The 22,311-nt window shown below is 62.0% G+C and carries 15 protein-coding genes and 1 pseudogene; 7 read left to right on the plus strand and 9 right to left on the minus strand.

Going from position 1 to position 22,311, the window contains the following annotated elements:
- Positions 1-50: 50 nt before the first annotated feature.
- The 3 genes from folK to panB all read left to right on the plus strand — a co-directional run bounded on the left by folK (position 51) and on the right by panB (position 2,163).
- Positions 51-602 carry a 2-amino-4-hydroxy-6-hydroxymethyldihydropteridine diphosphokinase gene (gene folK / locus GH657_RS12845; RefSeq protein WP_153101268.1) on the plus strand — a complete coding sequence of 184 codons (552 nt, stop codon included), beginning with the start codon at positions 51-53 and terminating at the stop codon, positions 600-602.
- On the plus strand, positions 599-1,279 hold the full coding sequence (locus tag GH657_RS12850; RefSeq protein ID WP_153101269.1) for a deoxynucleoside kinase: 681 nt from the start codon (positions 599-601) through the stop codon (positions 1,277-1,279). Before folK ends, GH657_RS12850 begins: the two co-directional genes overlap by 4 nt.
- A 68-nt stretch (positions 1,280-1,347) precedes the next feature.
- Entirely contained in the window at positions 1,348-2,163 is an 816-nt protein-coding gene (gene panB / locus GH657_RS12855) for a 3-methyl-2-oxobutanoate hydroxymethyltransferase (protein ID WP_153101270.1), read from the plus strand.
- A gap of 139 nt (positions 2,164-2,302) precedes the next feature.
- On the opposite strand, the pseudogene GH657_RS12860 reads toward panB, so the two are convergent.
- The 5 genes and pseudogenes from GH657_RS12860 to grpE form a co-directional block, all read right to left on the minus strand.
- A pseudogene (locus GH657_RS12860) lies at positions 2,303-4,215 on the minus strand (chorismate-binding protein).
- 25 nt (positions 4,216-4,240) lie between these two features.
- Positions 4,241-5,377, minus strand: a complete 1,137-nt coding sequence (gene dnaJ / locus GH657_RS12865) for a molecular chaperone DnaJ (RefSeq protein WP_153101271.1) — start codon at positions 5,375-5,377, stop codon at positions 4,241-4,243.
- A 215-nt stretch (positions 5,378-5,592) separates the two neighbouring features.
- Positions 5,593-7,539 carry a molecular chaperone DnaK gene (gene dnaK / locus GH657_RS12870; protein WP_153101272.1) on the minus strand — a complete coding sequence of 649 codons (1,947 nt, stop codon included), beginning with the start codon at positions 7,537-7,539 and terminating at the stop codon, positions 5,593-5,595.
- A gap of 148 nt (positions 7,540-7,687) precedes the next feature.
- Positions 7,688-8,116: a thioredoxin family protein gene (locus GH657_RS12875; protein ID WP_153101273.1), complete on the minus strand. Its 429-nt coding sequence runs from the start codon at positions 8,114-8,116 to the stop codon at positions 7,688-7,690.
- Between the two features lie 19 nt (positions 8,117-8,135).
- Positions 8,136-8,699: a nucleotide exchange factor GrpE gene (gene grpE, locus GH657_RS12880; RefSeq protein WP_153101274.1), complete on the minus strand. Its 564-nt coding sequence runs from the start codon at positions 8,697-8,699 to the stop codon at positions 8,136-8,138.
- 400 nt (positions 8,700-9,099) lie between these two features.
- Here grpE and GH657_RS18040 point away from each other — a divergent pair, with 400 nt between their 5' ends.
- Complete coding sequence (locus GH657_RS18040) at positions 9,100-9,261, plus strand: hypothetical protein (protein WP_174769948.1); 162 nt, start codon at positions 9,100-9,102, stop codon at positions 9,259-9,261.
- Here GH657_RS18040 and GH657_RS12885 read toward each other — a convergent pair.
- The 3 genes from GH657_RS12885 to hrcA all read right to left on the minus strand — a co-directional run bounded on the left by GH657_RS12885 (position 9,233) and on the right by hrcA (position 12,024).
- Positions 9,233-9,640: an RNA-binding S4 domain-containing protein gene (locus GH657_RS12885; RefSeq protein WP_153101275.1), complete on the minus strand. Its 408-nt coding sequence runs from the start codon at positions 9,638-9,640 to the stop codon at positions 9,233-9,235. The genes GH657_RS18040 and GH657_RS12885 overlap by 29 nt on opposite strands.
- A gap of 96 nt (positions 9,641-9,736) precedes the next feature.
- Positions 9,737-10,804, minus strand: coding sequence for a ferrochelatase (hemH, locus tag GH657_RS12890; protein ID WP_153101276.1), 1,068 nt, complete (start codon positions 10,802-10,804; stop codon positions 9,737-9,739).
- A gap of 200 nt (positions 10,805-11,004) precedes the next feature.
- Entirely contained in the window at positions 11,005-12,024 is a 1,020-nt protein-coding gene (hrcA, locus tag GH657_RS12895; RefSeq protein ID WP_153101277.1) for a heat-inducible transcriptional repressor HrcA, read from the minus strand.
- A 251-nt stretch (positions 12,025-12,275) separates the two neighbouring features.
- On the opposite strand from hrcA, the gene GH657_RS12900 reads away from it, so the two are divergent.
- Both GH657_RS12900 and recN read left to right on the plus strand, forming a co-directional pair.
- On the plus strand, positions 12,276-13,169 hold the full coding sequence (locus tag GH657_RS12900; protein WP_153101278.1) for an NAD kinase: 894 nt from the start codon (positions 12,276-12,278) through the stop codon (positions 13,167-13,169).
- 47 nt (positions 13,170-13,216) lie between these two features.
- A complete protein-coding gene (gene recN, locus GH657_RS12905) occupies positions 13,217-14,923 on the plus strand; it encodes a DNA repair protein RecN (protein WP_153101279.1) in 1,707 nt (568 codons plus the stop codon).
- 134 nt (positions 14,924-15,057) lie between these two features.
- Here the strand turns inward: recN and glnE are convergent, their stop codons facing one another.
- Positions 15,058-17,862 (minus strand): bifunctional [glutamate--ammonia ligase]-adenylyl-L-tyrosine phosphorylase/[glutamate--ammonia-ligase] adenylyltransferase, encoded by a 2,805-nt coding sequence (gene glnE, locus GH657_RS12910; protein WP_153101280.1) that lies wholly within the window; start codon positions 17,860-17,862, stop codon positions 15,058-15,060.
- A 174-nt stretch (positions 17,863-18,036) separates the two neighbouring features.
- Between glnE and GH657_RS12915 the strand changes: the two genes are divergently transcribed.
- The gene (locus tag GH657_RS12915; protein WP_153101281.1) at positions 18,037-22,281 is read left to right on the plus strand and encodes a YhdP family protein; all 4,245 of its coding nucleotides are present in this window, start codon (positions 18,037-18,039) and stop codon (positions 22,279-22,281) included.
- Positions 22,282-22,311: the final 30 nt, after the last annotated feature.

The following is a 22,311-nucleotide window of genomic DNA, read 5'->3' on the forward strand; positions in this document are numbered from 1 at the left end:
CGGTTTGCGGCTTGCCGCCGTCAAACGCCCCAGTTGCAGGAAGTAATGCCATGACGGTTGCCTATCTCGGCCTCGGCGCGAATCTCGGTGATGCGCGCCAGACCCTGAAAGATGCAGTAGTGTGTCTTGCCCAGCAGCACGTGCTGACCATACTCGCCAAATCAAGCCTGTACCGCACCGCGCCAGTTGATGCCCGTGGCGGTGATTTCTTCAACTGCGTGGTGAAGCTCGAAACCGCCATGCCCGTGCGTCACCTGCTGGCGCTCTGCCACAAGATCGAACATCACTTTGGCCGGGAACGGCCATTTCGCAATGCCCCTCGCACGCTGGATCTCGACATTCTGCTGTACGGCGAGCATTGCATCGACGAACCCGATCTGATCGTGCCGCATCCCCGTCTGGCCGAACGCGCGTTTGCGCTTGCGCCTCTGGTTGAAATCGATGCAACGCTCACGATTCCGCAACGCGGACGCGCACAAACGCTGCTCGATGCCGTCGCCACCCAGCGCATCGAACGGATCGCGCCACCCTGCCAGTGCCCCACAACGCCCAGCATACAAACGGGCCCATCCGCCCCTATCCGGGAAAAAAGCTGCTCATGAGCCCCCCACCGCTGACCGTTACCGCACCGTCTTCGTCTCCTCCGTTTCGCTATATCTCGATTGAAGGGCCAATTGGTGTCGGCAAGACCTCGCTGGCGCAGCGGCTGGCCGAACGCTGGTCGATGCGTACCGTGTTCGAGCGCCCGGAAGACAATCCGTTTCTTGAGCGCTTTTACCGCGATACCGCGCGCTACGCGCTGCCGGTGCAATTGCATTTCGCCCTGCAGCGAGCGCAGCAGGTGCAAGACATCGCTGCGGCCTGCGTCGCGGACAAGCCGTTGATCACCGATTTCATGACGCAAAAAAACGGCCTCTTCGCCCGTCTGACGCTCACCGAAGACGAATGGCAGCTGTACCGCACGCTCGCCACCCGCATCGAGACCCCAGCGCCAGCACCTGATCTGGTGGTGTATCTGCAGGCAAGTCCCGAGGTACTGTTCGCGCGCATCCAGAAGCGCGCACGGGCGCTGGAACTGCAAATCACGGATGCCTACCTGCGCGCCCTGTGCGAGGCGTACAACACGTTTTTCTATCACTACGATCACACCCCCGTTTTGACGGTCAATGCCGAACATCTGAATCCGCTCGAATCCGACACCGACCTGGCACTGCTCGCCGAGCGCATAGAAACCATGCGCGGGCGCAAGGAGTTCTTCGTCAAGGGTACGTCGCTGTAATTGATGGGCTCACGCAGGTGAGCACTCGCACCCCGCATCCCGCTTTTTCTCTTTCCACGGATTGATTCATGAGTTACTTGCAGGACACCAGCCGCCATGCCGTTACCGTGCCGAAGCTCCAGGTAATGCACGACGCAGGCGAAAAAATTGCCATGCTCACCTGTTACGACGCCAGTTTCGCCGGGCTGCTCGATCGCGCGGCGGTTGACGTTTTGCTGATCGGCGATTCGCTGGGCAATGTGTTGCAAGGCCACAGCACGACGCTACCGGTCTCGCTAGCCGATGTGGCCTATCACACGGCCTGTGTCGCACGCGCCAGGCCCGCCGCGCTAATCGTCGCGGACATGCCATTCGGCACCTTTGGCACGCCCGCCGAGGCCTTTGCCAACGCCGTTGAACTGATGCGTGCGGGCGCGCAGATGGTGAAGCTCGAAGGCGGTGAATGGCTGGCGGATACGGTGCGCTTTCTCGTCGAGCGGGCGGTGCCAGTGTGTGCGCACATTGGGCTCACACCCCAATCGGTGCATGCGTTTGGCGGCTTCAAGGTGCAAGGCAAGACCGAAACCGGCGCGGCCCAGTTGCTGCGCGATGCGCTCGCGCTGGAAACGGCGGGGGCGCAACTGGTGGTGATCGAAGCCATCCCGACGCTGCTCGCTGCCGAACTCACGCAGCAGTTGCGCATCCCGACTATCGGCATTGGCGCAGGCATCAACTGCTCAGGCCAGGTGCTGGTGCTGCACGACATGCTGGGCATTTATCCGGGCAAGCGGCCACGCTTCGTGAAAGACTTCATGCAGGGACGTGCCGATATTTTTGCCGCGATCGAGGCTTACGTGCGTGAAGTCAAGGAAGGCGTTTTTCCCGGCCCCGAACATACGTTTTAAGCATCTGAACCCGTATGGGAAGTATGGGAATGGTGATGACGTTCGGCCCGCGCGTTAGCCGTTTTGATCTGTCTGCGCGCGTGCCTGTCGGGAACCGGAACACGTCATGATCAAAAATGGCGGGGTTGTCGCCAAAAATCTATGAATGGGCGAAACCGGATTCATTTGATCGATCATGAGAGACGTCCAGACATGCCGGCAACGCACCCCGTAATGCGTTGCACAGCATCAGCGCCTCGGCATGCAACACATCGTCACGCGTCAGTACACGCTCCCGCGCATCCAGCGTTGCATCTTCCAGCAAGACACCGCGCATCACACCCGGCAATACGCCCGATGCAAGCGGCGGCGTCCACCAGCGGCCCCCCTGTTGCACGAAGACATTCGAGCGCCCACCTTCAGTCAGTTCGCCGCGTTCATTGAAAAACAGCATGTCGAAGGCGCCGTGTGTTTCGGCCATGCGCCAGGCGTCATCGTAGGCGGCTCGGCGCGTCGTCTTGTGCCGCAACAACGCATCGGCGGCCTGCATGGACGCAAAGCCATGATCCGGAGCGAACAGCACACCCACGGTGAGCTCCGCCAACGGCACGAGCGGTGCGGCCACACATTCAGGCGCCCCGTGCCGGCCCAGCGCCAACCGCACACGATGCGGCGTGCGCTCCGGCAAGCGGGCAAGCGTAGCGTCCAGACACGCTCGCACCTGAGCCTCATCGAAGGGAAAATTCAGCCATGCCGCACTGCCCGCCAGACGCGCGAGATGGCGTGCCTCATGCCGCACGCCCGCTTCGCGGGTCGCGTACATCGTCTCGAATAGCGCCAAACCTGGGTCGGCATCCGTCAGAAAAGAAGCCTTCAATTGACACTCCTGGTATTCGTCGGCGGCGATGCTATCGAGCACGATGCCCGCCCCCACGCCCATGGTTCCAGGGCGCAGACCATTGGACGCAGGCGCGCCCAGCGCCAAGGTGCGAATGGCGACCGACAGGCAAAAGTCCCCGCACGCGGCCCCCCGGATGCGCCCGATGGCGCGTCGAGCCAGCCGAGCGTACCGGTGTAGAGCCCGCGCGGTGTCGTTTCCAGCGCGTCGATCAGTTGCAGGGTGCGATGCTTCGGCGCGCCGGTAATCGAGCCACACGGAAAAAGCGCGCGTAACACCGCGGCAAAAGAAGCCGTGGCGCGCAAGGTCGCTTCGACCGTCGAAGTCATCTGCCACACCGAGGCATAAGCCTCTATCGAAAACAGCTCAGCCACTTTCACCGATCCGGTCTCGGCGACGCGCGCCAGGTCATTACGCAACAAGTCGACGATCATCACGTTTTCGGCGCGATTTTTGGGGTCGTGCGCCAGAAAATCGGCGGCACGCTGGTCCGCTAGCGGCTCAGATGAACGCGGCGCGGTACCTTTCATCGGGCGCGCCCGTATCGTGGCCGCGTGTTTCTCGATGAACAGTTCGGGCGAACACGACAGCACCCATTGATCGCCCGGCAGTGCAACCAGCGCGCCATAACGCACCGGCTGCCGCGCCCGCAGACGCCGGTACAGCGCGCAAGGCGTGCCAAACACGTCGAACGCGAGGCGGAAGGTGTAATTCACCTGATACGAATCGCCCGCACTCAAAGCCGCGTGGATCGAGTGAATCGCCGCGTCAAATTGCGTGGGCGTCACGCTGGCACGCAGCCCGGCAATGCCCGCCACCGAAGGTGTCAGCGTGACGCCATCGCGCTGCGCCAGCCAGGCATCGACAGCCTCCCGCCCTAACCTGTCACAGCGTTCAAACAATAAAAAACGCAGCGTGGCATTCCCACGCTGCGTTAATTGAAGCTGACGGCCCCATTCATAATCGGCCAGCACCACGGCGTGCAAGCCACGGCGGGTATCGGCAAGGAGCGCCTCGCACACAGCGTCGAGTTGCACCCCATCAGCGCACACCCGCTCATGCACAAACCCCGTGTACAGACGGCTCAATGGCTGCGTTGCGCTCGCCTCGCAATCATCGAGCAACGCGAATACCGTATCTGCATCCGCATCCGCGCCACGCTCATCCACCGTCATCCATTCCGCCTGCTTCGCCTACCGGTTAATCGAAAAAACTCTTCACCCGGTCGAACCAACCCTTGCTTTGCGGACTATGGCGCGCACCGCCTTCCGTCAGCGATTTTTCGAATTGCTTGAGCAAATCGCGCTGGGTCTCGGTGAGTTTGACGGGCGTTTCGACCTGCACATGAACATACAGATCGCCTGCGATGCTCGAACGCAAGCCCTTGATACCCTTGCCCCGCAAACGGAACGTCTTGCCCGACTGGGTGCCTTCCGGCACCACGAAACTGGCGCGGCCAGCCAGCGTCGGCACGTCGATTTCGCCACCCAACGCGGCCGTGGTGAAGGGGATCGGCATCTGGCAATGCAAATCGTCGCCGTCACGCTCGAACACCGAATGCGCCTTGATATGAATTTCGACATAGAGGTCACCCGACGGGCCGCCATTGAGTCCCGGCTCGCCATTGCCTGCAGAGCGGATGCGCATGCCGTCGTCGATACCCGCCGGGATTTTGACTTCCAGCGTTTTGGTCTCTTTCACCTTGCCCGCGCCATGGCAGTTCGGGCACGGCTCGGGAATATAGCTGCCCGTGCCATGGCATTTGGGACAGGTCTGCTGAATGCTGAAAAAGCCCTGCGACATGCGCACCGCGCCTGCGCCATTACACGTCGGACAGGTTTCCGCCTTGGTGCCCGCCTTGGCGCCCGAGCCATGGCAAATCTCGCACGAGACCCAGCCCGGCACGCGAATTTGCGTGTCATAGCCATGCGCAGCCTGCTCCAGCGTGATTTCCATGCTGTAGCGCAAATCCGCGCCGCGATACACCTGCGGACCGCTACGGCCACCGCGCGCGCCACCGCCGGCCGCCTGACCGAAAATATCGCCGAAAATATCGCCGAAAGCATCGGCAAAGCCGCCAAAACCTTGCCCGCCCGCACCCGCCATGTTGGGATCCACGCCCGCATGACCGTACTGGTCATACGCCGCGCGCTTTTGCCCATCCGAGAGCATTTCGTAGGCTTCTTTCGCCTCTTTGAAATGCTCTTCCGCATCCTTGTTGTCCGGATTACGGTCGGGGTGGTACTTCATCGCAAGCTTGCGATAAGCCTTCTTGATCTCGTCGTCGCTCGCGTTCTTTGCAACGCCCAGAACTTCGTAGTAATCCCGTTTCGCCATATCGGTTCAACGCCACCGCGCGATAGCACGGCGGCTCCTCTTGAATGCTGGTGATGGAGTCTTGCGACCCGCCTAGTCATAAAACAAACAGGCCCGGAGAACCCGAAGGGCTCGCCAGGCGTGTCAACCGCTCATCCATCCAGCTGGATGACAGAGCATCTAGCCAGACCGCGCACAAGACTGTGCGCGGCTTTGCAATGAAACTGCATCTGGCTTTAGTCTTTCTTTACTTCCTTGAAGTCGGCATCGACCACATCGTCCTGCGCCTGGCCCGCGCCACCGGCTGAAGCGCTACCGGCGGCACTGGCTGCACCCGCGGCACCCTGGGCGGCCTGCATGTCGGCATACATCTTTTCGCCCATCTTTTGCGATGCCGTGGCCAAGGTTTCGATTTTGGCTTCGATTTCAGCCTTGTCGCCCGACCCGCTCTTCAGCACTTCTTCGAGGTCTTTCAACGCCGCTTCGATTTTTTCCTTCTCGCCTGCTTCGAGCTTGTCGCCGTATTCGGCCAACGCCTTCTTCGTGCTGTGAACCAGGGCATCGCCCTGATTACGGGAATCCGCCAGTTCACGCAGCTTGCGATCTTCTTCGGCGTTAGCCTCGGCGTCTTTCACCATCTGCTCGATCTCGGCTTCTGACAGACCGGAGTTCGCCTTGATCGTGATGCGGTTTTCCTTGCCCGTGGCCTTGTCTTTCGCGCCCACATGCAAAATGCCATTGGCGTCGATATCGAAGGTCACTTCAATTTGCGGCGTACCGCGCGGTGCTGGCGGAATACCTTCAAGGTTGAACTCGCCGAGCAGCTTGTTGCGTGCCGCCATTTCGCGTTCACCCTGATACACCTTGATCGTGACCGCACCCTGGTTATCGTCCGCAGTCGAATACACCTGAGCGTGCTTGGTCGGGATGGTCGTGTTCTTGGTGATCATCTTGGTCATCACGCCACCAAGCGTTTCGATCCCCAATGACAACGGCGTCACGTCGAGCAGCAACACGTCCTTGCGGTCGCCCGACAGCACCTGGCCCTGAATGGCCGCGCCCACTGCCACCGCTTCGTCCGGATTCACGTCACGGCGCGGATCCTTGCCGAAGAACTCCTTCACCTTTTCCAGCACCTTCGGCATCCGCGTCATGCCACCGACCAGGATCACGTCGTCGATCTCGCTGACCTTGACGCCTGCATCGGTAATGGCCGTGCGGCATGGCTCAATGGTGCGGTTGATCAAGTCTTCCACCAGCGCTTCCAGCTTGGCGCGTGTGATCTTCAGGTTCAAGTGCTTCGGACCCGATGCATCCGCCGTGATGTACGGCAAGTTGATTTCGGTCTGCTGGCCCGATGAGAGCTCGATCTTGGCTTTTTCCGCCGATTCTTTCAGACGTTGCAGTGCAAGCACGTCCTTCGACAAATCCACGCCCTGCTCTTTCTTGAATTCGCCAATGATGTAATCAATGATGCGCTGGTCGAAATCTTCGCCACCCAGGAACGTATCGCCATTGGTGGACAGCACCTCAAACTGCATTTCGCCATCGACATCGGCGATTTCGATGATCGAGACGTCGAACGTGCCACCGCCCAGGTCATACACCGCAATCTTGCGATCGCCCTTTTCAACCTTGTCGAGACCGAACGCGAGTGCCGCGGCGGTCGGCTCGTTGATGATGCGCTTGACTTCCAGGCCCGCGATACGACCTGCGTCCTTGGTGGCCTGGCGCTGGCTGTCGTTGAAGTACGCAGGAACCGTAATCACGGCTTCGGTGACCGGCTCGCCGAGGTAATCTTCAGCGGTTTTCTTCATTTTGCGCAGCACTTCCGCCGAGATTTGCGGTGGCGCCAGCTTTTGCTCACGAACATCAACCCATGCGTCGCCGTTATCCGCCTTGATAATTTTGTAAGGCATCAGGCCGATGTCTTTTTGCACTTCTTTTTCTTCAAAACGACGGCCGATCAAACGCTTGATCGCAAACAGCGTGTTTTTTGGATTGGTCACGGACTGACGCTTGGCCGGCGCGCCAACGAGAATTTCGTTGTCGTCCATATAAGCAATAACCGAAGGCGTCGTGCGAGCGCCTTCGAGATTCTCAATAACCTTGACCTGATTGCCTTCCATGATGGCAACGCACGAGTTTGTGGTGCCAAGGTCAATACCGATGATTTTGCCCATTTATAAATCTCCTGAATTTGATCACTGCCGGAACTGCCTTGCGTCACCCTCACAATGAGTGGCAAAACATTCCGTCTTCAATTTTTACCTGCACTCAACATAAGTGCGTTCATGTCGTTTTCAAGGCTTTTTGAAACACTTGTCGCAATTATTTATGCCCGGCATTAATTTTTCCCCGAGCCGCGGCGACCGCCGCTTCGAACTGCGCCAGCCCGTGCCAACCCGTCGCCCGGCCCAACCGTCGGCCGCGATGAAAGAAAAACCAGGTAGGCACGCCATGCAGCATGAAGCGCCGGCTCAAATCGCGGTGCTCATACACATTGCTGTGAAACCATTTGAGCCCTAGCGCCCGGATAGCCTCGGGTTGCGCCAGCATCGCCTTCTTGGCGATCTCGCAGTTGAAACAGTCGAGACCCCAGAAAAACACGACCGCGAGCTCCTCGCCTGCGGCTTCGAGCGCGGAATCAAACGTTTGCGCTGTCAGCTCCTGCATGCCGAACGCGGCGAACGCCGTAGCGTCAACGGGGACAGGGGCAGAAGCAGGGGCGGGAGCGGGAGCGGGAGCGGAAATAGCCATGGCGACGGGAAACGCCGCCTTACTTCGGCTGTGCCACGGTAACGAGCGCCGGGCGCAAAACGCGGTCAGCAATCACGTAACCCTTTTGCAGCACGGAAACGACTGTATTGGGTTCCTGCTCGGCGGGCACCATCGAAATGGCCTGATGACGATGCGGATCGAATTTCTCGCCCACGGGGTTGAGCGCAACGACACGGCCTTTTTCAAGTGCACCGATCAACTGGCGCAATGTCAGCTCGACGCCTTCACGTACTTTTTCCAGATCGTCTGACGAATGCGCAACGGCAGCCTCAAGGCTGTCGATCACCGGCAACAAATGCTCAGCGAAGCTCTCGATAGCAAACTTGTGTGCCTTGGTGATGTCTTCCTGGGCGCGGCGCCTCGCATTGTCGGTTTCAGCCTTGGCGCGCAGGAAACCTTCTTGCAGTTCGGCAATTTTTGCCTGCGCCTCGGCCAATGAAGCCTCGATCGAAACGTCTTCCTGAGTGGCGCTGCCGGTAGCGCCAGCAGCGCTGGTTTCGGGAGAGCGTTCGGCAGGGGGGGTGACATGCTGGCTTGAGGGATTCTCTTGCTTGTTTTCCATATTGTCGCAATCGTTAGAAAAGTGAAAGCAAAGGGCGGCGGCACGAAAAGTGCGCAAACCGGACGGGATCTTGTAACCAATACCGCACAATCATTAATGACGAGCTATGAGGGCAAATAGTGCTTAAAACGACGAATTCAAGATTTACTGCCAATTTTTTCGCCCGTTGCAGTACAAGGCACACGTGCAGCGAAAGCCCGGCGCTGCAACGGAAAATGTCCGGTGAACGCCAGGATCACAACCCAGGTCAAGCCGCGTGCAAATTCAGATTGAGCCCATCGCACGGCTCACCTAAACTTAACCAGCATTCAGCACAATCAAGTCTGGCATCATCCCCATTCCGCCTTAAGCCTTAATTAGGCAGACTCCGAAGTAAGCCTCGAATCCTCAGGAAAGCGCCATGAAACTGACCTTTGCCATCTCGCTGGTCGCCCTGGTGCTCGTTGCGGGGACAACGACCATTTGCCTGTCCGGTGCGGTCAGCGAAACCACGACCGAATACGGCAGCGCCCTCGCCGCCATGAAGCCCCTGTTCAGCGCTCATCCGCAAGTTTGTCGATAGTGCGCCGGTCACGTTTGGTGGGACGTCCTTGCAGTGTCGCCGCAGGCTCACGGAAGGTCTTGCGCCGCTCCAGTTCGTGCTGCCGCTGCGCCTGGCTTGCCGCGGTTTCGGCATAAAGCGTTTGCGCGACACACGCGGGGCCGCGCACGTTGCAGATGCCCTGAACCGTCACCTGGCGCGCTATCCGGTCAATTTCGATTTCGAGCAAATCGCCCACTCGCACCTCGCGCGCCGGTTTGACGGGCGCGCCGTCAAGCCGGACCCGGCCTTTTGCGACAGCGTCGGCAGCCAGCGAGCGGGTTTTAAAAAAACGCGCGGCCCAAAGCCATTTGTCAATGCGCAAACGTGCGTCCGGTTCGGCCGAAATGGGGAAATTCATGGCGAGATCAAAAATGACATGGGTGTCAGATGCAACATCAAATGCGGCGTGAAGTGTGTCATTGGAATACACGCGGAATACCCGCGAAATACACGATTATTGTCCGGGCACGGGCGCGGGCGCAGCATGAACCGGCCAGCCTTGCAGGTTTTGCGCGACGATCTCGCCCAGTGCGGCAATCCATGCAGGCGAGGAATTCAGACACGGAATGCGGTGAAACACCTTGCCACCCGCTTGCCTGAACACCTCGCTAACTTCCATGCCGATTTCTTCGATCGTTTCAAGGCAGTCAGCCGTGAAGCCCGGACAAAACACATCAACCCGGCCCACTCCCGCTGTGCCCAGCTCCTTCAGCGTGGGCGCGGTATAGGGCTGGAGCCACTCAGCGCGGCCAAAACGCGACTGGAATGTCACCCGGCATTCCACGGTGCCCAAACCCAGCGCCTGGATCAGGAGCGCGCCCGTTTGCTGGCACTGGTTATGGTAGGGATCGCCTAAATCGAGCGTGCGCTTGGGCACGCCATGAAAGCTCAGCACGAGTTTGTCGCCCGCCGCGAAATCTGGCCGCCCGTGAACCTGCCAGTAGTTTTGCACCTGGGTAGCGAGCGCCGCGATATAGGCGGGATGGTCGGAAAAGTGCCGCACGGTCCGGATTTCAGGCTGGTTGCGCATCCGCCGCAAGGCCGCAAACGCCGCATCAAAAGCCGTCGCGGTGGTGGACGATGAATATTGCGGATAAAGCGGCATCAGCAACACGTGCTCGACACCGGCCAGCTTAAGCTGGTTCAGCATCGCGGGGATGCCAGGGGAGCCGTAACGCATCGCATAATCGACCGGCACGGCATAGCCATTGATTTGCAGCAGATGGCGCAGGCCTTCGGCCTGTTTCTCGGTATGCACGCGCAACGGCGAGCCTTCGGGCAGCCAGACCAGCGCGTACTTTTTTGCCGAGGCGCGGCCGCGTAGCGGCAAGATCAGCAAACGCAAAATGAATTGCCAAAGCACAGCGGGAATTTCAACCACACGCGGATCGGACAGAAATTGCGCGAGATAGCGGCGCACGGCGCGTGGCGTGGGCGCATCGGGGGTGCCGAGATTGATCAGTAGCACGGCCACACGATGGGAGGAGGTAGGCCGCGACGGGCGCTCTAGGTCGAAACGCATAAGCAATGGGAGCCGCAATCAGCGGGCCATGAAATCAGGTGACGGCCATTATAGCGATGGCCGGTGTTCCGGCCACCTGATCATCTGACCATCTGGTTAGCAAACCGGTTGGCCATTCGGCCAGTTGGCGCGGCGCACGCGTTCGCGCATCATCGATACCGGACACCAGCCACCGGGCTGCAACGGCGGCCACATCGGCGTTACTTCTGGTTGAGCGCGAGCGAAAGCAGTCGCGCCGTGATGTCGACAATCGGAATCACCCGGTTGTACGCCATCCGGGTAGGCCCGATCACACCAAGTGTGCCGACGATCTTGCCGTTCACTTCGTAAGGCGCGGTGACCACGCTCATTTCTTCGAGTGGCACCAGCGTCGATTCACCACCGATGTAAATCTGCACCCCCTGGGCGTGGCTCGATACATCAAGCAACTGCAGGAGGCTGGTTTTCTGGTCGAAAATATCGAACAGCTTGCGCAAACGGGCCATGTCGGACGACAAATCCGCGACCTCGAGCAAATTGCGTTCGCCCGAGATCAGCACGGTTTCGCCGGTATCGGCTTCGTCCGTGCTGGCCGTGACAGCGGCATGCATCAGGGCCGTCATGTCGCCGCGCAATGCGTCGATTTCTTCGCGCAAGCGCCGCCGCACTTCGTCAAATGACAAACCACCAAAATGAGCATTGATGTAGTTCGAGGCTTCGGTCAGCTGCGACGGCGAAAAATCGCGCTGGGTCGCCATGATGCGGTTTTGCACGTCGCCTTCGGGCGTCACGATGATGAGCAAGATGCGTTTGTCGGACAAGCGCATGAACTCGATCTGCCTGAATACGTGGCTGCGGCGCGGTGTCAGCACCACACCCGCAAACTGCGTGAGGCTGGACAGCACGCTCGCCGCCGCGGCAACCACTTTCTGTGGCTCACCGGCTTGCAAGGTGGTGGTGACCGTGCGCGTCAGCGCTGCTTCGTCAACGGTGGATTCGACGGTCAGCATCGTATCGACAAACAGCCGATAGCCACGCGGCGTCGGAATACGTCCGGCGGAGGTATGAGGGCTGGTGACAAGCCCCAGCTCCTCCAGGTCGGACATCACGTTGCGGATCGTCGCGGGGCTCAGCTCAAGGCCGGAAAAGCGCGACAGCGTGCGCGAGCCCACCGGCTGGCCTTCGGCGATATAACGTTCAATCAGGGTTTTCAGCAGCGTTTGTGCACGAGGATCTAGCATGGCGAAAAAGGTCACTTCAATGGCAATGCGGCTTGTGCGGGGACACACTTGATTGATCCGCTGGCGAAGCCCCTGCAACTCGGTGGCCCAGGTCAGCGGCGCCCGAGTCAGGCCCGAACCCGCCGCCGGTCGTCGAAACGGCCCCATTCTAACGATAATCCCCGCAAGCTCTTAGGCCTTGCGTTCAGCGTCAGCTAGGCCAGGCTCCAGGCGCAGTTCTTTTCATACCCTACCTATGGTGTAATGCCGGGATGCAATTTTCCAGCCAGTTCAAAACCGTGGCGCTCATCGGGCGCAGCAACACACCAGGCATTGGCGAGCCCTTGATGGCGCTCGCCGCCTGCATCGCGCGGCGCGGCTTCGACGTCGTGTTCGAAGCCGAAACCGCACACGAAATCGGCGCGTCCGGCTATCCCGCGCTACTGCCCGCCGAGATCGGCGCGCGTGCCGATGTCGCGGTCGTACTGGGCGGTGACGGCACCATGCTCGGCATCGGCCGGCAGCTCGCCCCCTACAAAACCCCGCTGATCGGCATCAATCATGGCCGCCTCGGTTTCATCACCGACATCCCGGTGTCGGACATGCGCGAAATCGTGCCGCAAATGCTCAACGGCAGCTTCGAGCGCGAAGAGCGCATGCTGCTCGAAGCGCGCATCATGCGCGACGGCCACAAGATCTATCAGGCGCTCGCCTTCAATGATGTCGTCGTCAACCGCAGTGGCTTTTCCGGCATGGCCGAATTGCGCGTTTTAGTCGATCAGCGCTTCATGTACAACCAGCGCTCGGATGGCCTGATCGTCGCCACACCCACGGGCTCGACGGCCTATGCGCTGTCGTCGGCCGGGCCGATCCTGCATCCGCAGCTTCAGGGGCTCGTGCTGGTGCCCATTGCGCCGCATGCGCTGTCGAACCGCCCGATCGTGCTGCCCGATAACTCCAGCATCAGCATCCAGATCATCGCGGGGCGCGACGTCAACGTGAATTTCGACATGCAGTCGTTCACCGCTCTTGAACTCAACGACATCATCGAAGTCCGCCGTTCACACCATACCGTGCCGTTCCTGCATCCTGTCGGCTACAGCTATTACGCGACGCTGCGCAAAAAACTGCACTGGAACGAGCACCCCTCCCACGACGAATCGTAGCTGCCGCGGTGGTTTTAGTTTTAGGCCCTTAACCGAACTCACGTCCCATGCTTCGTCACCTCTCGATACGCGACTTCGTCATCGTCGCCGCGCTCGATCTCGAATTCGACAGCGGCTTTTCGGTTTTTTCCGGAGAAACAGGCGCAGGCAAATCCATCCTGATTGACGCGCTGGCGCTCACGCTCGGCGCGCGGGCGGATGCCAGCGTCGTGCGTACCGGGCAAAGCCGGGCCGACATCAGCGCCGAGTTCGACACTCATGCCGCGGCCGAACAATGGCTCGACGAGCTCGCCCTCAATGTGCCCGCATCGCGCGCGGCTGAGGCTGAGGCTGAGGCCGGCGGCACGGCCCATGCCCCCGCCCGCAGCGTGATGCTGCGCCGGGTGGTCGATGCCAATGGCCGCTCACGGGCGTTTATCAACGGCACCGCGGCAACGCTGGCGCAACTGCGCACGCTAGGCGAGATGCTGGTGGATATTCATGGACAGCACGCGCACCAGCTGTTGCTGCGCCCCGAGGCACAACGCGAACTGTTCGACACCCATGCGGGCCTGACAGCCATGGCGGCTAGCGTCACATGCGCGTGGCGCGACTGGCGCGCCGCCGTCCAGGCCGTCGAACAGGGCTTAAGCCGCGAACGGGAACTGCAACTCGAACGCGAACGGCTCGCCTGGCAACTGGCGGAACTCGACCGGCTCGCACCCCAGCCCGGCGAATGGGAAGAGGTCAACCACGAGCACCGGCGGCTTTCGCATTCAGCCAGCCTGATCGACGGTGTCCAGAGCGCGCTGGCGGTGCTGGCGGAATCAGACACGGCGCTGCTCACGCAGCTCACAGCGCTGATCTCAAAGCTGCGCGATCTCGCCGAAATCGATCCCGCGTTAGACGATGCGCTCGCCGCGCTCGATCCCGCCGAAATCCAGTTGCAAGAAGCGGCCTACTCGCTCAGTCATTACGCGCAGCGGCTCGAACTCGATCCCCAGCAGTTGGCGCGCGTCGAACAACGCCTCGACGCCTTGCATTCGGCGGCGCGCAAGTTCAGGTTGCAGCCGCAGGCGCTGCCTGAAGAACACGTGGCGCGTCAGGCACAACTCGCTGCGCTCGATGCGGCCACCGATCTCGATCATCTGCGCGCACTCGAAACCGCAGCGCATCAGGCTTATTTCGCGTTGGGCCGGACCTTGTCGCAAGCCCGTGCGCAAGCTGCCGTGGCTCTCGGCGCCGCGGTCACAGCCGGAATGCAGGATCTTTCGCTGGTGGGAGGGTGCTTTGAGATCGCGCTCGTACCCTTGCCGGAGGGCGGTGCGCATGGGCTGGAGCAAATCGAGTTTCGTGTGGCCGGTCACGCGGGCGTGCCGTTGCGGCCACTCGCCAAAGTGGCCTCAGGCGGCGAACTGGCGCGTATCAGCCTGGCGCTAGCGGTCATCGCCAGCGCCGCCAGCCTGACACCCACACTGATTTTCGATGAAGTCGATAGCGGCATCGGTGGTGGCGTCGCCGAGGTCGTGGGGCGGCTGCTGCATCAGTTGGGGCGTGAACGGCAAGTACTGTGCGTCACCCATTTACCGCAGGTCGCGGCGCGTGGCGACCATCACTTTCAGGTGGCCAAGGCCTCCGACGATACACACGGAACGCTCAGCACCGTGACAGCGCTCGATCGCGCGAGCCGGGTCGAAGAAATCGCGCGCATGCTCGGCGGCCTGGCCATCACGGCGACGACCCGCAAGCACGCGAAAGAGATGCTGGCGGCTTGAGCAAATTGCCCCGACAAATTGCCCCGACGAGTTGCCCCAGCGAGTTGCCCCAGCGAGTTGCCTTAGCGTGCAAACCAGGCACGCCACCGCAGACGCCTGTCAGGCTCCATCCTGCCACCCGGCCCATTCAGGCACTAGCCAAATACCCGCTGCCACAGGCGCAACACCGCCGTGCGCCCGGCTTCGACCTGCTCCGGGCTGACCCGCGCGACCTCCATGCCATCCAGCCGCAGCTTGTGTTGCAAGCGGCGATAGCTCCGGTACGCCGCGCCGACCTCCTCGGCTTCCTCCTCGCTCATCAACCCGAAGCGAGCGGCCTTGCGCAACAGGTTGATATTGCCGGTATTGGGGATCAGCTCCGCATCGTGCGCGGCATGCAGCAACACCCAGTACTGCACGGTGAATTCGATATCCACCATGCCGCCACGATCGTGCTTCAGATCGAACAGCGCCGTCCGGTTGGGATGCCCGGCTGCGACCTTGGCACGCATCTCGACGATGTCCCGTGCCAGCGCGCTGGCGTCGCGCGGCATGGTCAGCACCTGCTCCCGGATCGCTTCGAATTTCGCGCCAATCTGTGCATCACCTGCGCAATAGCGCGCCCGTGATAGCGCCTGGTGCTCCCAGACCCACGCCGTGTTCGCGGCATCGCCTTCGCGCAACTGATAGCGGCGAAACGCATCGAGATCGGTCACGAGCAAGCCTGATTCGCCATTGGGCCGCAGGCGCAGATCGACGTCGAACAGGGTTCCCGCCGCCGTCGCCGTGGTGAGCCACGTAATCAGTCGGCGCGCGAACATCGCGTAGACCTCGGCGGCGGCATCGTCGGTGTCGTCGTACAGAAAGATCAGATCGAGATCCGAGGCATAGCCCAGCTCCTTGCCGCCCAGCTTGCCGTAAGCAATGACAGCGAAACACGGCACGTCCCGATGGCGTTTCGCAAACTGCCGCCAAACCGCTTCGAGCGCTACGTCGAGCACGGCATCGGCGAGTTCGGAGAGCCGGTCGCTGACATGCTCCACGCTCAGCTTGCCGGCCAGGTCGAGCAGCAGGATGCGAAACACCTCGGCCTGATGCGCGTGCCGCAGCAGGTCCATCTGCTGCTCCACCCCATCGGCCGTGGAGAGACGCTGGCGCAGCGCACGTTTGAATTCGCTCCAGTCGAAGGGGCTGGCGATGGCTTCGTCATCGAGCAGCTCGTCGAGCAATTGCGGATGGCGGATCAGATAGCCCGCCGCCCAGCGCGAAGCGCCAAGCAAGGCCAGCACCCGGTGCAGCGCCACGGGATATTCCGTCAGCAACGCCAGATACGCGCCGCGCCGGCTGACCGCTTCGAGCAGGTCAAAGCAACGGGCCACCACGTCGCCTCGCCGCTCGGGCGGCTCCAGCGTGCGAACCGCTTCCAGCGCGCGTTGCGCGACACAGTCAAAACGCTGGCGGCTGCGCTCCGCCAGCCCGGTATAACGGGCCGACTGCCAGACCCCGCGCAGACGTGCCAATAGCGCCCCGGGCGGCTCGATGCCCAGCTCGCGCAGACAGGCATTGAGCGCCTCGTCAGCGCTATCGTCGGCAAGCGCGCTGCTCCAGATCCATGCGGCGGGGCTGTCGTCGGACACGCCACAGCCATTGCGGCCATTTACCTTGTCGGCAAAAATCTGGTCGAACTGCTGTTCGACCTGCTCCCGGTGCTGCTCCAGTTGCACCATCAGCGCCGGATAGCTGTCGAATCCCATCACCCGGGCGAGACAGGCACGCTCTTCTGCATCGACGGGCATCGCATGGGTTTGCGCGTCATTGCGGTATTGCAAACGATGTTCGAGCCGACGCAAGAAGCGATAAGCCGCCGAAAGCGCCTCGCATGCGGCAGGCGCAATCAGCCCTTGCGCAACGGCATGCTGCAACACAGCAAGGGTTGGCCGGAGACGGAAACCGGCATCCTGGCCGCCCCGGATCAACTGAAACGCCTGCGCGCTAAATTCGATCTCGCGGATGCCGCCGCGGCCCAGCTTGATGTCGTCAGCCTTGTCCGGACGCATCAAGGCGCGGCGCTGCGCCTCCTGGCGAATCTGCACATGCAGCGCGCGAATCGCGTCGATCACGCTGAAATCGAGGTAGCGCCGATAGACAAACGGCGTGACGATCGCCCCGAGTTGCTGCGCGAGGCGCTGCGCGGCATCGCTGCTGGCCTCCGAGACCAGACGGCCCTTGATCCACGCGTAGCGCTCCCACTCGCGGCCCTGGACATAAAAATATTCCTCGAGCATGCCGAGGCTGCACACCAGCGGGCCAGCATCGCCATTGGGCCGCAACCGCATGTCCACGCGAAACACATAGCCCTCGGCGCTAACCTCGGCCAGCGCGCCGATCAGACGCTTGCCCAGACGGGTGAAAAACTCCTGCACCGACAGCGCGGCGCGCTGGCCACCGGTGGTTTCGCCATCGTCTTCATAGACGAAGATCAGATCAATATCGGACGAGACATTCAGTTCGCGCCCGCCCAGCTTGCCCATGCCGACCACGCCCAGCGCCAGCCGTTCCCCCTGCGGATTGCGCGGCTCGCCATAAAGTGCTTCGAGTTCGGTGGACAGCACCGCCAGCGCACGCTGGATAGCGATTTCGGCCAGATCGGTCATGGTTCCGGTCACTTCCGCGACGTCGGCGGTCTGCGCCAGATCGCGCTCCATTACCGCGCAAAACACTTCGGTACGCCACTGGCGCAAAGCTTTTTTCAGGACGTCTTCAGGCGCGGGAGCCGCCGCTGGAGCGACCCCGGCGCCACGCAGCGCGTCGCATAACGCGTCGAAGCGGGCTTCGAGCCGCTCCCGTGTGAGCGGCGCCGCCGCCAGCGTGGCAACCTGCGCGGCAAGCCCGGAACGCGCCGCCATGGCACGCATCGCGTACTGTGAATAGCGGGCACAAAGAAGGGGGGCGTCAGTCATTGAAAATCGGCTCGAAAGGAATAAGAAAGGCGTGTGCGCGGGCCCGGGAAAAGCATCGCGCCCAGGCCTTGCGCCGGACGTGGCACAAGGCTGGGCGCGCATCGGTTGCCGTAGGCCCTTGTGTTACATTCCACCGCTAAACCGCAAAACTACCATACGCACTCCCGCTGCCGCATGCCCGAGCGAACCCCCTCTGCCGACCCGCCTCCCGTCCAGAACAAGCGGCGCGCAAACCAGGGCGAGCATGTGGTGCTACGCCATACGCTACGGGTCGTGCTGGGCTTCGCGGTATTGCTCTATTTCATTGCCGGCGGGCTGTTCCTGGGGCTGCGCTATGCCGTCCTGCCCTATATTGATACGCTGCGTCCGCGCATCGAAGCCGCCGTCTCTGGCAAGCTCCACGCCCAGGTCTCCATTGGCCGGCTCGCGCCGCGCTGGAGCGGCTTCCAGCCGGGCATCGACATCACCCAACTGACAATCCGCGATGCCCGCGGCGAAATCGCGCTGCGCGTGCCGCACGCCAGCGCCGCGCTGTCATGGTCCTCGTTTTGGCACATGACGCCACGACTCTCCAGCCTGATCGTCGAGCAGCCGGATATGCTGATCTCACGGGCTGGCGATGGCGCGCTCACGGTAGCAGGCATCCCCATCGCCAGCGCCCATACCGGCAACGACACCTTAACGACCTGGCTGCTGCAGCAACAGGCCATTGTGCTGCGCGGCGGTACGCTGCGCTGGCGCGATGCCCTCCACCCGGCCCCCGAACTCGCGCTGCAAAACATCCGCCTCGCCATCCTGAATGACGGCACAGAGCACCGGCTGGCGCTTCAGGCCCCTGCCGATGGCACGTTACTGCATGGCCCGCTCGACTTTCGCACGCGCTTTCACCACACGCGCCTCGCGGCGACAGGCAAACCCGGCAACTGGCGCGGTGAATCCTATGTCGCCACGGGCCCCGTCGATCTGAGAGCCCTGGCACAGCGCGTCAAAATTCCCATCGCCATTTTCGCTGGGCGCATCGACAACACCATCTGGTTCGACTTCGCCGACGGCCGTATCACCGCTGCCAGCGGCAAGCTGAGCGGCGCCGACATCGCGTTGCGCGTGCGCCCCACCCAGCCGCGCCTGAGCGTGCCCGCCGCGCGCTTTGGCTGGAGTCTTTACGCCCAGCCGCATGATTACACCTTGCAACTGCGCCATCTGCGCGCTGAACTCGGCCAGCCGCCGCTAGAGGATGGCACCCCGCTCACCCGCACCCTGGCGCTGACGACCTTCACCGGCCGCTATCGCGCCGCCACGGAGCAGCACGGTCTGTTGCTGAGCGCTACGGGGGACCGCGTCGATCTCGGCATCCTCGCTGAATTCAGCCGCGCACTGCCGCTGCCGCAGCACTTGCTGAGCCAGCTCGTGCGTTTCGATCCGCGTGGGCTGGTCGCCCATTACACGATGTCGGCCGAGCGCGAGCGTCCCGAATCCAGCCAGGCTGCCCGCGAACCGCACCCTGGTGATATCGAACCCCTCCTCCATTACCGGCTCAAAGCCGACCTGCAAGGCATTAGCTTCTCCGCCCAGGAGCCACCGCCCGGGCTTACCGCGCTCAATCACCCGCGCGCCGGGCTGCCGGGTTTTGAAAACCTCTGGGGCATCATCGACGCCGATGAAACCGGCGGCACGCTCAAGCTCGATACCGCCAATGTAGCCGTCACGCTACCAGGGCTCTTCGATGACCCACGCCTGAAATTCGACCGCATGCACGGCCATGGCAGCTGGCGCATCGAAGCCCACGATACAGGCTCACCCGGCAATGCGTTCACGGTCAACGTGCCGAGCTTCAGCGTGGCCAACGCCGACACGGCCGCAACCCTGAGTGCGAACTATCGCAACCCCGGCCACGGACGAGGCACGCTCGATTTGCAGGCCCATTTCGAGCGCATCCGTGTGGCGAGCATTGCGCGTTATTTGCCGACGAGCATCAGCGAACACCTGCGCCAGCATCTCGGGCATGGGTTGCTAGCAGGCACCTCGCAGGGCGCGACCATCGAAGTGCACGGCAATCTGGACAAATTCCCGTATTCGCACGACCCCCATGCAGGCATCTTTCAGATCGTCGCGCCATTTCGCGGAGGCAAGTTCGATCCGTCGCCCTATCCGCTCCATAAAACAAAAGACGGCACGCCGAATGTGTGGCCCGCGCTCGAGGGGATCGACGGCACCTTTACGCTAAAGCAAAACCTGCTGCAGCTCGATGTCGAACAGGCCCACTACAAACGCGTCGCCCTCAGGCAGGTCAAGGGCAAAATCGACGATCTCGGATCGCTGACGTCGAACTTCATCGTCACGGGTGAGGCACTGGGCCCGCTCGCGGACATGCTCGACTATGTCGACCAGAGCGCGCTGGGAGGCATGACAAAACACCTCGCCGGCAAGCTGCGCGCCGACGGTCCAGCCCTGCTGGCGCTCAAGCTCAGTTTGCCGCGCACCCCCAACCCGCAACTCGGGGTAAAAGGCTCGCTGGCGTTTCAGCACAACCAGCTGGCGTTGCAGGGCGTGCCGCCCCTGTCGCAACTAGTGGGCACACTCCATTTCACCCAGCACAGCGCGCAAGCCGAACGGCTCGCGGGCCGCTTCATGGGCGGCAACGTGCACGCCAGCGGCCAGTTACAGGAAAACGGCGCCTACGCGCTCGATATCTCGGGACAAGTGGCGCTTGACGCCATGCGCCACCTCGATCTGTACCGCCCCGCCCGCCAGTTGCTCAAACACATGAGCGGTAACGCGCCGTACCGCGTTCGCATCAGCGGAGCCCATGGCGCTTTGCCCACGGTGAACGCCCATTCTGATCTCACCGGCCTCGGACTCGATTTTCCCGCGCCCTTCAACAAGCCGCCCGGCACGCCCATGCCGCTGCGCTTCACCTTCCAGCCCGCCACCGCGGACAACGATACGCGCCTCCATCGTGCCGATCTCACCTTTGGCCCGCTCGCCGCCTCCTATCTGCTGCGCCGCACCGCCCAGCAGCCGCTCGCGGTCGTCAGTGGCGCGCTGGGGCTCAACCGGCCCGCCGAGTTGCCCGCCACCGGCGTGAAGGCCGCCGCCGATATCGACACCTTCAACGCCGATGCCTGGCGCGCCCTGGCCGCCGAACTTCGTCCGGCGGCTCATCCGGCTCACCGCGCTGCGACGGCAACGACAACAACAACGACAACCACTGCGGCCTCGTCCCCATCCACGCTGAACCTGAGCCACGACACGCTCGCGCCCTTTTTGCCCAATCAGTTCGCGGTGCACATCGGCACGCTGACGCTGCTCAAGCGCCATTGGGAAAGCGTGGTGGTGGGCGCATCCCATTTCGACAACAAATGGCAAGCCAATATCGCCTCAAACCAGGTATCGGGCCACGTCGCCTGGCTGCCTGACGCGAGCCGGCACTCACCCGGCAAACTCCAGGCACGCCTCGCCCGGGTCGTGATTCCCTCCGCCAGCGAAAACGACCTGTTAGGCCAGGCGATCACCGCATCGGCGCAAAACATGCCGTCGATTGATCTGGTGGTCAACGAACTCATCGTGCGGGAGCGCCCGGTTGGACAGTTACGGGTGGATGCGCACAATGCCGAAGAAGAGGGCGTGCCCATCTGGCGTCTGGATTCGCTCGAAATCCTCAACCCGGCGGCCCGTCTAAGTGCGACGGGCAACTGGCGCACTGTCCGCCGCTTCGGCACGCAAATCGACGAGGACACACCGCGGCGCTCGGTGTTCGATTTCAAGCTCGAGATCAAGGATGCGGGCTCGCTGCTGAACCAGGCGGGGCTGCCCGACGTCATCAAGGCGGGAGAGGGCTCGCTGTCGGGCAAGGTCGGCTGGCGCGGCGAACCCACCGCCATCGACTATCCCTCGCTCAGTGGCAGCCTGGCGCTCGATTTGCGTCACGGCGAAATTCTCAAGGTCGATCCCGGCGTGGCAAAGCTGCTCGGCGTGCTAAGCCTGCAAAGCCTCGCGCGCTTTATCAGCACCCGCAGTTTCCGTGATGTGATCGGTGAGGGTTTGCCCTTCGAGCACTTCTCGGGCACTAGCACGATTCGCAATGGCGTCGGCCGCACCACTGATTTTGAAATGGTGACCGCACCGGCTCACGCGGACCTGCGGGGGTCGGTCGATCTGGCTCACGAAACCCAGGATCTGCAGGTGCATATCGTGCCCACCATTAGCGCGGGCGCGGCCGTGATTGCCGCCACCGTGATCAATCCGCTGCTTGGTCTCGGCGTCCTGGTCGCCGATCTGGCGCTGACACGCTCGATTTCGGTGGCGTTCGCCCAAAACTACGCCATTACCGGCTCGTGGTCGAAGCCGCATATCGAGCGAGTCCACAACGATCACGGTAAGATGAACCCCGTTCCGGCTGCTACGGTTGAGACGCATTAAGGGGCGCATCGCGCGGCACGAACAGGCACC

Source organism: Paraburkholderia hayleyella (assembly GCF_009455685.1).
Taxonomy (GTDB): domain Bacteria; phylum Pseudomonadota; class Gammaproteobacteria; order Burkholderiales; family Burkholderiaceae; genus Paraburkholderia; species Paraburkholderia hayleyella.